We start from the raw sequence: 13299 nt of genomic DNA, 5'->3' as shown, positions 1-13299 counted from the left end.
CGGATCAGGGCACAGTTTCTGGAACTGTTGAACATGCGAATGGCTGCGAAACAGAAAAAGATATGCGATGCCCTGACTTGCGGGAGGTTCTGAGATGAGCCTTGCTCTTGACTATGAGATCGTTCACCTGCGCGAGCAGTTGGAGCGAAAAGAGGCCCGCATCGCCGAATTGGAGCGTTTGATCGCCGATCAGCAGGTGATCTTTCCGCCGGAGTGGGACCTCACTCGCATTCAGACACGCATCCTGCGTTTCCTTTTAAAACGAACCTTCGCAAATCGTGAACAGATCCACGCTTTCCTCTATGCGGACCGGGAAGATGGCGGACCGGAGCTTGAAAACGTGCGTGTGCATATCTGCCTGCTCAGGAAAAAGCTCAAACCGCGCGGTGTAAACATCAGTTGGCTCGTCGGCATGGGCTACAGGCTCGATGACGACACGAAGGAAAAATTCCGGACGACTTCCTTGCTTCCCGCTTAGGGCGGCCGTGATCGCAGTCAGGCGGGTGTTGCCTTGCAACATCTGCCTGTCGGCGTCTTTGCACAGAGAGCCGCTGAAGTTAACCTTACTCTCTAAAATACAACTTAAAACTGAATGAATGAGGTTGCGCGTCCTACGCGCATCTTCTACGACCCTTGTGAGTTAATGAAATCTTAATCGATGCCTGGGGTTGTAATGCGTTTCCTTTTTAAAAATTTGTATGTGTTTGTTTTTGCATTTCTTTCGATGTCAATGGCGGTTTGGGTTGCAAATGGCCCGGAGCGGGCTACCCGGTTGGTTCGTCCCTTGGTTGAAGATGCCGTCGAGCTGAAAACGCTGGCCACCGGTGCGTACCAGGAGATACGGGATTTCAACTGGAAGGTGGCTTATGACGAATTTGAAGCGCTGTTTGTCACGACCATACGTCTGCCTTCGCTGGTCTTTGAAAAACTCGCCGAACGGCTCGACAATTTCAATGAGGACCTGTCAAGGCGCGCCGATGACACGACGCCGGCGACTTCCGGATCCCGACCCGTGATCAACGCGTCACAAGTTCAGGGGGCTGCTATTGCAAGCGCGATGCCCTGACCGACGCCGATGCACATGGTTGCTAGGGCAAGTTTGCCGGACCGTTTCTTCAGTTCCAGTGCAGCCGAACCGACAATTCGGGCCCCGGACATGCCGAGAGGGTGACCCAGCGCAATTGCACCACCATTGGGATTGAGTGTCTCGCTGTCTTCCGGCAGGCCAAGGTCTCGCATCACGGCGACAGCCTGAGCGGCGAAAGCTTCATTCAATTCGACAACATCGAAATCGGAAGGTGAAACACCGAACCTGGCGCAGAGTTTGCGCGTTGCAGGGGCTGGGCCAATACCCATGATGCGAGGTGGTACGCCGGCTGTCGCGCCACCGACAATGCGCGCAATCGGACGGAGATTGTTTTTTTCAATCGCTGTTTCTGACGCAATCAACAGGGCCGCGGCACCGTCATTGACGCCTGAAGCGTTGCCTGCCGTCACGGACCCGTTCTCCCGAAAAGGTGTCTTCAGGCCGGACAGCATGTCCAGCGTTGTTCCGGCCCTCGGGTGCTCATCCTTGTCAGCCAGGATCGGATCGCCCTTGCGCTGCGGGATCATCACCGGGATGATCTCTTCCGCCAGGCGGCCGTTTTTCCTGGCGGCTTCAGCTTTTTGCTGACTCTTCAAGGCAAAGACATCCTGATCGGCGCGCGAGATCGAAAAATCTTCCGCGACATTCTCAGCCGTTTCCGGCATTGAATCGATGCCATATTGCCGCTTGAGCAGGGGGTTCACGAAGCGCCAGCCGATCGTGGTGTCGAAAATTTCCGCCTTTCTTGAAAACGCAGTGTCCGCCTTGGGCATCACCATGGGGGCGCGTGACATGCTTTCGACACCACCGGCAATGGCCAGATCCATTTCGCCGGACTTGATGGCTCTTGCCGCCGTCATCACCGCATCCATGCCCGAACCGCAAAGCCGATTGAGTGTGAGACCGGGAACCGTATCGGGAAGCCCGGCGAGCAGTGCGGACATCCGCGCGACGTTGCGGTTGTCTTCACCAGCCTGGTTGGCGCATCCGAAGAAGACGTCATCGAGCGCCGCCCAATCCACATCCTGATTGCGCTCCATCAGGCCTTCGATTGGAATTGCGCCAAGGTCATCCGTGCGAACGGACGACAGGATTCCCCCATATCTGCCGATCGGCGTACGGACATAGTCGCAGATATAGACATGGTGCATGAGTTGTTTCCCGGGTGCCTGCTAGGAGGTTGGAACCTGTGCAAGTCTTGTAGAGTTTCAACCTGGAATGCAAGCATGCTCCGGCGTGGAAAGTGCCGGATCATACGTCGCCGGTGTGCCGCTGGATGTCATCTTCTGCAAGATAAGTTCCGGACTGAACCTCGATCATCCTGACCGGTATCTTGCCTGGATTGTGCAGCGTATGACGGGCTCCGAGCGGTACAAACGCGGACTGGTTTTCAGTCAGAAGACGCGTTTGCCCGTCAATCGTGATCTCGACCGTGCCGGAGACCACGATCCAATGTTCGGTCCGATGCAGGTGGCTTTGAAGGCTGAGGCGTTTCCCGGGCTTGATCATCATCGATTGAACCGCAAACCTGCCACCGGCGTTGATGCGTTCGGTATAGCCCCACGGTTTGTAGGCTCGCGGATGGCGGTCGGCTTCGTGCCGGCCTTCTGCCTTCAACTGGTCGACAACCGTCTTGACGTCCTGGGCATTTTCCTTGTGAGCAACCAGAACGCTGTCGCTGGTGGCAATGACCATCACGTCTTTCAGACCGATAACGGAAACGAGACTTTGCTGGGAATAGGCAAGGCAGTTTCTGCTCTGCAGGAAGCGGGTGTCACCCAGGCCTGTATTTCCGCACTCGTCCTTGTCGAGAACCGACCAGATCGCCGACCAGGACCCGAGGTCATCCCATTCCGGCGAAACGGGGGCGCAAACCACATTGTCCGATTTCTCCATGATGGCGTAGTCGATGGAGATGTTGTCGAGCTTTTCGAAACTGGCCTGATCAAGCCGGGTAAAATCCAGATCGCTGTGCCGCGTCTCCATGACAGCAGCGATGTCGCGGTAGAGTTCGGGTTGAAATTGCTTGAAGGCGTCGATCATGGTGCGTGCGGAATAAAGAAAAATGCCAGCGTTCCAGACGTAGCTTCCTTCCTTCAGGAAGGCCTTGGCCCGCTCATAATCCGGTTTTTCGACAAACTGTTCCACCGGACGTACCGCTTCCCCGCCTGAAGCCACATTGATGTATCCGTAGCCGGTATTGGGTTCGGATGGGGTAATTCCGAAGGTCACGATCTTGCCGTTTCGCGCGGCGTCTTCAGCAGCGTGCACCGTTTCGAGAAAGACATCTTCTTTGCGGATCAGATGATCTGACGGCAGCAGGAGTATCAACGCTTCCGGATCGGTTTCAGCCGCGATTATTGCCGCCATGAGAGCTGGAGGCGCCGTGTTTCTGCCGACCGGTTCCAGCAATATCGTGTTCGCCTCGATGTTCAGATCGGAAAGCTGTTCACCCATCTGAAAACGGTGTGTGTTGCTGCCGATCACGATCGGTGCTGCGAACCCTGTATGGTTGACCCGCTTGCAGGTCATTTGAAACAGACTTTCCCCGTCAAACAAGGGCAGGAACTGCTTGGGCCGGTCCTTTCGCGACAGGGGCCAGAGCCGCGTACCGACGCCACCGGACAGGATACAGGGGAAGATCATGAGCGAAGTCCTGACAAGATACGAATTCTCGATTGCTTTATATACCGGAATGCATCTGAATTGATTAACGGATCTTGTTCGGGACGTGTTCGGACTTGACGGGAAAGTATGTAATAATATAACGCCACTTCCGACTTCTAAACGAAGCGCCTATCGATGGTGGAACAGGTCTGCTGAAAATGGTTCTAGAAAACAACCGGTTGGTTGAGCTCGACAGGGCAGGTGTCCGCAGAGGCACCAGCTGGCTGGTGCGAGGTGTCGATCTTTCGGTTTCTCCCGGCGAAATCGTGACACTGATAGGCCCAAATGGATCCGGCAAATCGACGACGGCCAAAATGACGCTCGGCATCTTGAAGCCAACGGAAGGATCGAGCAGACGGAAGACCGGTTTGAGTGTTGGCTATGTCCCTCAGAAACTCGCAATTGACTGGACGCTGCCACTGAGCGTGCGACGATTCATGCGGCTGACGAATGCGCTTTCCGACGAAGAGTGTTCGATTGCCCTGGAACAGACCGGTGCATCCAGGCTGATCGGGCTTGAAATGCGAACACTTTCCGGTGGTGAGCTGCAGCGTGTCATGTTGGCGAGGGCGATTGCCAGAAGGCCGGATCTTCTCGTGCTGGATGAGCCGGTACAAGGCGTTGACTATGCTGGTGAAATTGCGATCTACAATTTGATTTCCGAGATTCGTAACACGCTTGGCTGCGGTATCTTGATGATTTCGCACGATCTGCATGTGGTTATGGCGGCAGCTGATCAGGTGATTTGTCTGAACGGACACGTCTGCTGTCGTGGTACGCCGTCCGATGTGAGCAAGGACGACAACTACCAGGCGCTATTCGGGGCGCGGGCAGGCGTGGGCCTTGCGGTCTATGAGCATCATCATGACCATGTTCACCTTCCGGACGGTACGGTGAAGCATGCCGATGGCAGCTTGTGTACTGATTGTCCGGGAGAACACCAGGGTCATGACCATGACAATCCGGGTGTAAGCACCGGGGTCGGCAATGCTTGATGATTTTTTTACAAGAGCACTTGTTGCCGGGATAGGTGTCGCGATCGTGGCCGGTCCGCTTGGCTGTTTCGTGATCTGGCGGCGCATGGCCTATTTTGGCGATACGCTCTCCCATGCTGCATTGCTGGGAGTTGCCCTGTCGTTGCTCTTTGACGTCAACACGACGCTTGCCGTCGGTGGCACGTCGATCATCCTTGCAGTTCTGTTGGTGTCGTTGCGCAGGAGCGAAACCCTGTCATCCGACGCCCTGTTGGGGCTCTTGTCCCATTCCGCTCTCGCACTCGGTCTTGTCTGCCTGGCCTTCATGACCTGGGTCCGTGTTGATTTGCTGGGTCTGCTCTTTGGAGACATCCTGGCGGTGACCCGGCTGGACATTGCGATGATCTACGCTGGTGGCGCATTGGTGCTCACCGTCCTTGTTCTGATCTGGAGGCGCCTGTTCGCGGCAACGGTCAATCCTGATCTGGCTGGCGGCGAGGGGCTGCAGCCGGAAAGAATGGAACTCGTTTTCATGATATTGACGGCGATCGTGATCGCAATTTCTCTCAAGATTGTCGGCGCCTTGTTGATCACCGCCCTTTTGATCATTCCTGCCGCCGCCGCGCGCAGAGTGTCGTCATCTCCGGAACAGATGGCGATCCTTGCTGCCTTTGCAGGCGCAGCCTCGGTGGTTGGCGGGCTTTACACGTCCCTGAACTACGACACCCCGTCGGGTCCGTCGATTGTTGTGGCTGCTTTGGTATTGTTCGTAATCAGTCTTGTCCCCTGGGGGCGACTTGTGACAAGGATGAGGACAGGTTCCCAGGAGTAGGACCTGACCTGGGGCAAGGAATTCAGGAGACCATCCGTGATCGCTCATGCGCAGCCAGAACTGACCAAGAACCAGGCATTGGTTTTCGGGTCCCTGTCAGACGCAGGTGGACCTTTGACGGCTTATGCAATCCTGGATCTTCTGCGAGAGAACGGCTTCAGGGCACCACTCCAGGTTTATCGCGCGCTCGACAAGCTGGTCGAATACGGCATGGTTCACCGTCTCGAGAGCCTGAATGCCTTTGTAGCCTGTAGTCACAAGGGGTGTGCGGAGCATGGGACTGCGGCGTTCGCGATATGCGAAAACTGCGGCGATGTAAGCGAATTCACACCTGACGAGGTGATCAAACTGCTCAAGGAGTGGACACAGGCGGAGGGATTTACGCTTGCGCGCACGACGATTGAGTTGAGGGGAACCTGCAGGGACTGCATTTCCCAGCCAAACTGAAGGTCTTCCGTCAAAATTTCCCTGAAGGTTGCCGCAGAATAGGCCATTTACCGGAAGCTGAGTCTTTTGGCGGGACAGAATACTGCAATCTGTTGCGGCCCGTCCGCCCGCCTCTTATGGTCCGCTTGCGGTTGGGGACCTGACTATCCGTCCGGGCGCGCGCAGATTGAGGGAGAGCGGGATGGCACTGCTGATTGCCGGATTGGTACTTTTTTTGGGATTTCATATCTTGCCGATGTTGCCGGCGACCCGCAGCAATCTTGTCGCCAGACTTGGCGAAAACGGTTACAAAGGTCTCTTCACGCTCGTATCGGTTATTGGCCTGGGGCTGACGATATACGGCTATGGAGTGGCGCGATTTGAAGGCTCGCCACTCATCTACGATCCGCCAATCTGGCTGCGTCATGTCACGATGCTGCTGATGGTGCCAGTCTTCATTTTTCTGGCAGCCGCATACATTCCCTGCAAGATTTCCAGGGCGCTGAAGCATCCGATGCTGGTCGCGATCAAACTGTGGGCGCTGTCACACCTTCTTGCGAATGGCGATCTGGCCTCGGTTCTTTTGTTTGGCGGATTTTTCCTCTGGGCAGTCGCTGATCGCATTTCGATAAAAAGGCGTGGCCCGGGAGTTGGCCAGATCGCAGCCGCGCGAAGCGCTGGCAGGTATTCCGATGTTTGGGTGATTCTCATTGGTCTGGCGCTTTACGGTCTGTTTGTCTGGAAACTGCACGTACTTCTCATTGGTGTCCCGGTCGGGTAAGGCACGAAGCGTGGGAAAAACATAAGTGTTTTTGTCAATTCGACGGCGATTGCCCCACTTGCGCCACGAAGGGAAGCTTAAAGCCCGTTCAGGGAATTGCCCGAGACGGATCAAATGGATAATGTGCGCCACTCATAAAGGGGTGGTGGTCCGATAAATAATGCGGACCGGCAAGATCAATGCAGGAACTAGACACGCATGTCTGACATTTTTCGTGAAGTCGATGAGGATATCCGCCAGGAAAAATACCGTCGACTTTGGAGCAGGTTTGGTCTGTGGATTATCGGCGTCGCGGTTCTTATCGTGGTTGGCACCGGCGGCTATCGCGGTTGGCTCTATTGGCAGGAAACGCAGTCTCAGGATGCGGGCGACAAGTTTTACGACGCAGTTCAGCTTTCTGAAGAACAGAAGTACCAGGAGGCAGCAGAGCTATACGGTGAACTGGAGGGCTCCATTGGCGGGTATCCGGCGCTGGCGAAACTCCGCATAGCGACGGATCTGGCAAAATCGGGAAAATCCCAGGAAGCGCTTGCGGCATTCGATGCGCTTTCCAGAGAGAGCGGTCAAATGGAAGCCATTCGCAGCGTGGCAGCGTTGCGCGCCGGCTATATCGCTGTTGATCTGGAGAGTTATTCGGCAGTTGCCGATCGTGTTGAAAAACTGACGGGCGACACGGCGCCATTTCGTGCAGCCGCACGTGAGCTTCTTGCTGTAAGTGCATGGAAAAACGGCGATTTGGAAACTGCGAGAAGCTGGATTTCCGCCGTTGAGAATGACCCCGAGTCTCCAGTCGATGTAAGCCGCCGTGTGTCTCTTCTGAACGATGTGATCCGTGCTGCCAATGGCGGTGATGAAGCGGCTGGTGAAGGAAGCAACTAGTGATTTTTGCGGCAGGTTCTTCCGGCAGATTTGCACTGCTGGGTATTTTTGCATTCTCCCTGGCATTGACCGGCTGCGGGTCGGTGAGTGAATTCGGTGATTCAATTAACCCGTTTTCTCGGGAAAAAATCTTGCCCGGTGAACGGCAACCTGTTTTCGACGGTGCCGATCCAGCTGCGCGTGCACTTGGCCAGACTGCCAAGGTAGGCCCCGCGACGGGCGGCCAGTCCTGGACGACAAGTGGCGGCGGCCTTACCAACGACCCGGGCAATGTGGCCGTGTCGATATCCGGAACGACATCCTGGCGCTCCAATGTCGGAACATCGGGGCGCGGACTGACATCGTCTGCCTTGCGAATTTCGTCGCGTCCGGTAAGCGATGGCAGCAAGATCTACGTCTATAAGCCCAATGGTGAGATCGTTGCCCTGTCGACGGCCGGCGGTCGTGCCTGGACGCAGAACCTCCGCCCGGAAGGTGAGCGGGACGTCGGTCCTGGTGGCGGTGTTACCGTTGCCGACGGCGTCGTCTATGCAGGAACAAGCTACCGTCAGCTGGTCGCGCTGGACGCCGGTTCCGGACAGGTCCTTTGGACCGCAGAACTTGACACTCCGGCACGCGGTGCTCCGGTCGCTGGCGCAGGTCACGTCTTTGTCGTCTCCCAGTCCAATGAAGTTTATGCGGTTTCAAAGGCAGATGGTGAAATCGCCTGGACCTATGCCGGAATTGAAGAAACCGCCGGATTGTTGTCGGCAGCAAATCCGGCGATCTCCGGAAACCGGGTAATCGTTCCCTTTTCCTCCGGCGAGATCATGGCAATTGACATCAAGTCCGGAGAGGCTCAATGGGTCGATAGCGTTTCACGCGGTTTCCGTACACTTGCGCTATCCGGTCTTGCCGATGTTTCGGCAAGTCCCGTGGTGACCGGCAGCATGGTGTATGCAACCGGTGTTGCCGGTAGAACCGTGGCGGTCGATGCGCGCACGGGATTGCGGCGTTGGGAACAGGATCTCGGCAGCGTACACACGCCGATTGTGTCCGGTAGTGCACTGTTTATGGTGGATCTGGACGACCGCATGGTTGCACTTGATCTGAAAAGCGGCGAAACCCTTTGGGCAACATCTCTGCCGCGGCCGGAGAAAAAGAAACGCCGCCGCAACTGGGCGGGGCCAATCCTGGCCAATGGTGCGCTCGTGGCATTTTCGAGCGATGGACAGATCGCCATCGTCGATGCGGCCAGCGGGAACATTATGACGACCCAGAGAACCAATGCGGATGTCTACGTGACACCGATTGTCGCCGGTGGCCGAATTATCGTGCTGTCCGGCAATGACGGGGTTACCGCGTTCAACTAAGTCTGCGGGCACCCAATCGGAATCGATTGGATGTCCATTGTCGATCGATATAAGTATGAGAGGCCCTGTCCGCGCTCGATTGATCGCGGGCCGGGTGCTTTCGATTTCAGGGACGGGCTCTTCAAGAAGCCTGCCCATCAGGAGAAACTGCTGTGGGCGCAACTGTCGCCATCATCGGACGGCCGAATGTCGGCAAGTCCACTTTGTTCAACCGCCTGGTCGGCAAGCGCCTGGCGCTGGTCGACGATACTCCCGGTGTCACCAGGGATCGGCGGCCGGGGGAGGCGCGTCTGGGCGACCTCCGTTTTACGATCATCGACACAGCCGGTCTGGAGGAGGCGGACAAGAGTTCGCTCGAAGGACGGATGCGCCGGCAGACCGAAGAAGCGATAGAGACCGCGGATGCGGTCCTTTTCTTGATCGATGCCCGCGCGGGCGTTACGCCGCTCGATGCGCATTTCGCCGAAGTCGCCCGCAAGACCACACGGCCCGTGATCCTGCTTGCGAACAAGGCGGAAGGCCGGGCGGGAGAGAGTGGTCTTTATGAGTCCTACTCGCTCGGTCTCGGTGAACCGATCGCGATTTCCGCCGAGCATGGAGAAGGACTTGCTGATCTTTACGATGCACTGAAACCGCATGTCGACCGCGTGTCCGATGAAGAACAGTCGAACCGCGAAGAGGCAGTCGTCAATGTCGATGTGGATGAAGACGGTGAGTTCATCGAGGAGCAAGATCCGGCTGGCACAAAAGAGCGTCCCCTGCGTGTCGCGATCGTCGGCAGGCCCAATGCGGGCAAATCCACGCTGATCAACGAGATGGTGGGTGAAGACCGCATGCTGACAGGGCCGGAGGCCGGCATCACCCGCGACTCGATTTCAGTCGATTGGGTCTGGCGCGACCGGCATGTCAAGCTGTTCGACACGGCAGGTATCCGCAGGAAAGCCAGGGTTCAGGAAAAGCTCGAAAAACTGTCGGTGGCCGACGCGCTGAGAGCGATCAAGTTCGCGGAAGTTGTCGTCGTCACGCTCGATGCCACGATGTCTTTCGAAAAACAGGATCTCCAGATAATCGATCTTGTCGCGCGCGAAGGCCGGGCACTGGTGATCGCCATCAACAAGTGGGACCTGGTTGAAGATCGGGAAGCGGCTTGGAAGAAGATACGTGACGCCAACGAGCGCTACTTCAATCAGATTCGCGGTGTTCAGATCACAACATTATCCGGGATTCAGGGGCAGGGCATCGACCGATTGGTCGAAAGCGTCTTCAAGTCCTATGAAGCCTGGAACGCCCGCGTTTCGACTTCCAAACTCAATCGCTGGCTCGACAGGGTCACGGCAAATCACCCGCCACCTGCCGTGGCGGGTCGGCGGATTCGACTGCGCTACATGACGCAACCGAAAACGCGGCCACCTCATTTCATCGTTTTCTGTTCCCGTCCGGAACAGTTGCCGGAGAGCTATACACGTTATCTGGTGAATTCCTTGCGGGAAAAGTTCAACATCCAGGGCACTCCCGTGCGCCTGACGTATCGCAAAGGGGAAAATCCGTACGCCCCCGGGAAAAAGCGAAAGATTCAGTAGTCACGGATCCGGTGTGCGGGCGACGAAGTATTCGGAGCGATCGCAAACCGGCCTCAACTTATCGGGTTTCGAAGGAGCAAAATAATGATTTCCGAACGGCTTGCGTTTGCCGAACGTCTTGCAATCCAGGCAGGTGAACTCGGTCTGGAGTATTTTCGTAAACTCGACACGCTGACTATCACCCAGAAAGGACACCAGGACCTGGTGTCCGAAGCAGACAGGAATGTTGAAACGCTGATCCGCAAGGAACTCGCCAATTCATATCCCGACGACAGCATTTTGGGTGAAGAGCACGGCATAGAAGAAGGTACATCCGGCTACACCTGGATCACCGATCCAATCGACGGGACTGCGAATTTCGTCACCGGTATACCACAATGGTGCGTAATCATTGCTTGCGTTCACCAGGGCCAGGTTATCGTCGGCGTGATCCACGATCCGGTGGCCAAGGAGACTTTCACCGCAGCAGCGGGGCAGGGCGCCTTCCTGAATGGCAAACAAATCAAGGTGTCGACCAGCGACAGCTTGTCCAACGGATCTGTCGGTGTCGGTTTCAATGGCCGGACGGCGGTAACGGATGCCGTGAATGTCATTGGCGCTCTTGTATCAAAAGGCGGGGTGTTTTTCCGTAATGCCTCGGGTGGGTTGATGCTCGCCTATACAGCGGCCGGCCGGCTGATCGGTTATGCGGAATCACACATGAATGCCTGGGATTGCCTGGCAGGCATGTTGCTCATCAAGGAAGCAGGCGGCGTGGTGATGGAGCAGGACGTCAATAATTCGCTATATCACGGGGCTCGCGTAGTCGTGGGAGCACCGGGTGTTTTCGGGGATATCAGGGAAATCGCCGAAAGTTCCTTCGCACCCCTGGAAGCTGCCGAGTAACAAGTGTCAGACGTGCTGGTCGACAAGCACCGGGTTTCCGTCCGGATCGATCAGCACGAAACTGGCCGGACCGGTGGTCGATTCGTCCGCTTCTGCCTCAAAGGCATAACCTTTGGACTTCAATTGCTGCTGGAGTTCACGGATGTCCTGAAAGGTGTCGAGTTTTTGCGCACCCTGGTCCCAGCCCGGATTGAAGGTCAGCATGTTCTTTTCAAACATGCCCTGGAACAGACCGATGACGGTGTCCCCGTTTTTCAGGATTGCCCAGCCGTCCGCGCCCGATCCGCCCAGGTCCGAGAAGCCGAGACCTTCATAAAAGGCTTTTGATTTCTGAAGGTCCTTGACCGTCAGGCTGATTGAAAACGCACCGAGTTGCATGGAACGGCCTCCTGTACCGCTGATAGGAAAGGCTACATGCTTTCAAAGGCCGAGAAAGGATGCAAGCTCGGTCCTGGTTTCTTCCGTAAAATGAAAGCCGTCCCAGCCGAGTGAGCGCGCTGCCGCGATGTTTGCCGAGCTGTCATCGATTAACAGCATATCTTCCGGAGGAAGATCGAGAGATGTGCTGACATGTTGGAAGAACGCCGCATCCGGCTTTGCATGGCCAATCCGCCCTGAAGAGAAAACCCTGTCGACACGGTCCGAAAAACCTGAGGTCCTCTCGATGTATGTTGTGCGGTGATGTTCGTTGTTTGTCGCGACAACCTGACGGATCCCTGTCAGACGAAGTCGTTCAACAAGGCCACAGGTAAGCGGATCTTGAAGGTCGTCCTTCGCAAACCAGTAGGTCAGAATTGCATCTGCAGTATGTGGGTGATCTTGCCTGCACAACCAATCCCGTATATGGTCTTTCAGGTCTGTCTTTCCGGAAATGACTTGCATGAAAGTCCGATTGAATATGCCCTCCTGAAAGTCCTTCAACGGTATTCCGAGGTCTTCTTCCAGTGTTTCGGACCAGACGAACTTGCCTCCGATGACATTGCGATTGAGGACGCCATCGAAGTCCCAGGCGATTGCTTTCGTGTTCTTGCGCATAAAGTGCTGCTCTCGCATTCCGGCTTGGATCCGGCAGTGCCTCAATACACCATCTGCGAAGGATGAAACCTAGCTCGTCCACTCGCCGCTGATACGGTCATAAAGCTCACCTGTCCGAAAGATTTCGGGTTTCAGCAGTTCGACAAGGTCCGCTGCAACCACTTGGGTTGTCGGCAGGTTCTCCGGTGCTTCGCCTGGCATGGTCTTGGCGCGAAGGCCTGTTCGCGTGGGGCCCGGGTCAGCGAGGTTGATTTTCATCGCAGTTTGAAGGCTTTCATTTGCCCAGGTTCTGGCCATTGCTTCAACAGCGGACTTGCTGATTGATTGCAAGCCCCAGAACGCGGTGCGCGTTTGTGCCTGGACACAGGTCAGGAACAATGCCCGACCAGCATCCGACTGGCGCAGCAACGGGTCCAGCGACCGGACGAGGCGCCAGTTTGCTGTGACGTTCACAGCCATGACCTTTTCAAAGTCTTTCGGACTGATATGGCCGAGGGGGGATAGAACTCCGAGCATTCCGGCATTGCCGACAAGAATGTCGAGTTTCTTCCAGCGCTCGAAAATGGCGGCGCCAAGCCGGTCGAGTGCATCGAAATCCATCAGGTCCACGGGCACCAGTGTCGTCTGGCCGCCTGCTGCCTTGATCTCGTCGTCGAGATCTTCCAGACCGCCGACGGTCCGGGCGAGTGCGATGACATGTGCGCCGCGTTCACCGAGTTGTTTTGCGATCTGATAGCCAATACCGCGAGAGGCGCCGGTCACCAGTGCGATCCGACCGTCAAAGTCTTGTGTCATGCTATG

At 56.3% G+C, this 13299-nt stretch carries 15 protein-coding genes; 10 read left to right on the top strand and 5 right to left on the bottom strand.

Annotated elements, in window-relative coordinates:
- Positions 1-94: 94 nt before the first annotated feature.
- Both LA5095_RS21560 and LA5095_RS21555 read left to right on the top strand, forming a co-directional pair.
- The gene (locus tag LA5095_RS21560; RefSeq protein ID WP_055118646.1) at positions 95-478 is read left to right on the top strand and encodes a winged helix-turn-helix domain-containing protein; all 384 of its coding nucleotides are present in this window, start codon (positions 95-97) and stop codon (positions 476-478) included.
- Between the two features lie 246 nt (positions 479-724).
- A complete protein-coding gene (locus LA5095_RS21555; protein WP_144436146.1) occupies positions 725-1066 on the top strand; it encodes a hypothetical protein in 342 nt (113 codons plus the stop codon).
- Here the strand turns inward: LA5095_RS21555 and pcaF are convergent.
- Positions 1033-2238, bottom strand: a complete 1206-nt coding sequence (gene pcaF / locus LA5095_RS21550) for a 3-oxoadipyl-CoA thiolase (protein ID WP_055118642.1) — start codon at positions 2236-2238, stop codon at positions 1033-1035. The two genes, LA5095_RS21555 and pcaF, sit on opposite strands and share 34 nt — an antisense overlap.
- A gap of 100 nt (positions 2239-2338) precedes the next feature.
- The gene (locus LA5095_RS21545) at positions 2339-3733 is read right to left on the bottom strand and encodes a mannose-1-phosphate guanylyltransferase/mannose-6-phosphate isomerase (protein ID WP_055118639.1); all 1395 of its coding nucleotides are present in this window, start codon (positions 3731-3733) and stop codon (positions 2339-2341) included.
- A gap of 179 nt (positions 3734-3912) precedes the next feature.
- Between LA5095_RS21545 and LA5095_RS21540 the strand changes: the two genes are divergently transcribed.
- The 8 genes from LA5095_RS21540 to LA5095_RS21505 all read left to right on the top strand — a co-directional run bounded on the left by LA5095_RS21540 (position 3913) and on the right by LA5095_RS21505 (position 11463).
- Entirely contained in the window at positions 3913-4749 is an 837-nt protein-coding gene (locus tag LA5095_RS21540; protein ID WP_055118637.1) for an ATP-binding cassette domain-containing protein, read from the top strand.
- Complete coding sequence (locus tag LA5095_RS21535) at positions 4742-5560, top strand: metal ABC transporter permease (protein ID WP_029066466.1); 819 nt, start codon at positions 4742-4744, stop codon at positions 5558-5560. Before LA5095_RS21540 ends, LA5095_RS21535 begins: the two co-directional genes overlap by 8 nt.
- Positions 5561-5599: 39 nt before the next feature.
- Positions 5600-6007 (top strand): Fur family transcriptional regulator, encoded by a 408-nt coding sequence (locus tag LA5095_RS21530; protein ID WP_055119041.1) that lies wholly within the window; start codon positions 5600-5602, stop codon positions 6005-6007.
- A gap of 181 nt (positions 6008-6188) precedes the next feature.
- On the top strand, positions 6189-6767 hold the full coding sequence (locus LA5095_RS21525) for an NnrU family protein (RefSeq protein WP_055118635.1): 579 nt from the start codon (positions 6189-6191) through the stop codon (positions 6765-6767).
- Between the two features lie 198 nt (positions 6768-6965).
- Positions 6966-7646, top strand: a complete 681-nt coding sequence (locus LA5095_RS21520; protein WP_055118633.1) for a tetratricopeptide repeat protein — start codon at positions 6966-6968, stop codon at positions 7644-7646.
- A 131-nt stretch (positions 7647-7777) separates the two neighbouring features.
- A complete protein-coding gene (locus tag LA5095_RS21515) occupies positions 7778-8998 on the top strand; it encodes an outer membrane protein assembly factor BamB family protein (RefSeq protein WP_208992804.1) in 1221 nt (406 codons plus the stop codon).
- A 152-nt stretch (positions 8999-9150) separates the two neighbouring features.
- Positions 9151-10578 carry a ribosome biogenesis GTPase Der gene (gene der, locus LA5095_RS21510; RefSeq protein WP_055118631.1) on the top strand — a complete coding sequence of 476 codons (1428 nt, stop codon included), beginning with the start codon at positions 9151-9153 and terminating at the stop codon, positions 10576-10578.
- 84 nt (positions 10579-10662) lie between these two features.
- Complete coding sequence (locus LA5095_RS21505; RefSeq protein WP_055118628.1) at positions 10663-11463, top strand: inositol monophosphatase family protein; 801 nt, start codon at positions 10663-10665, stop codon at positions 11461-11463.
- A 6-nt stretch (positions 11464-11469) separates the two neighbouring features.
- Here the strand turns inward: LA5095_RS21505 and LA5095_RS21500 are convergent, their stop codons facing one another.
- From LA5095_RS21500 to LA5095_RS21490, 3 genes are all read right to left on the bottom strand, one after another.
- Complete coding sequence (locus LA5095_RS21500; RefSeq protein ID WP_055118627.1) at positions 11470-11841, bottom strand: VOC family protein; 372 nt, start codon at positions 11839-11841, stop codon at positions 11470-11472.
- Between the two features lie 42 nt (positions 11842-11883).
- Positions 11884-12498 (bottom strand): HAD family hydrolase, encoded by a 615-nt coding sequence (locus LA5095_RS21495; protein WP_158510426.1) that lies wholly within the window; start codon positions 12496-12498, stop codon positions 11884-11886.
- Between the two features lie 69 nt (positions 12499-12567).
- Positions 12568-13293, bottom strand: coding sequence for an SDR family NAD(P)-dependent oxidoreductase (locus LA5095_RS21490; RefSeq protein ID WP_055118623.1), 726 nt, complete (start codon positions 13291-13293; stop codon positions 12568-12570).
- Positions 13294-13299: the final 6 nt, after the last annotated feature.

Source organism: Roseibium album, assembly GCF_001404515.1.
GTDB lineage: Bacteria > Pseudomonadota > Alphaproteobacteria > Rhizobiales > Stappiaceae > Roseibium > Roseibium album.
The sequence above is the reverse complement of the archived record's forward strand: the minus strand, read 5'-3'. Positions and strand labels throughout refer to the sequence as shown.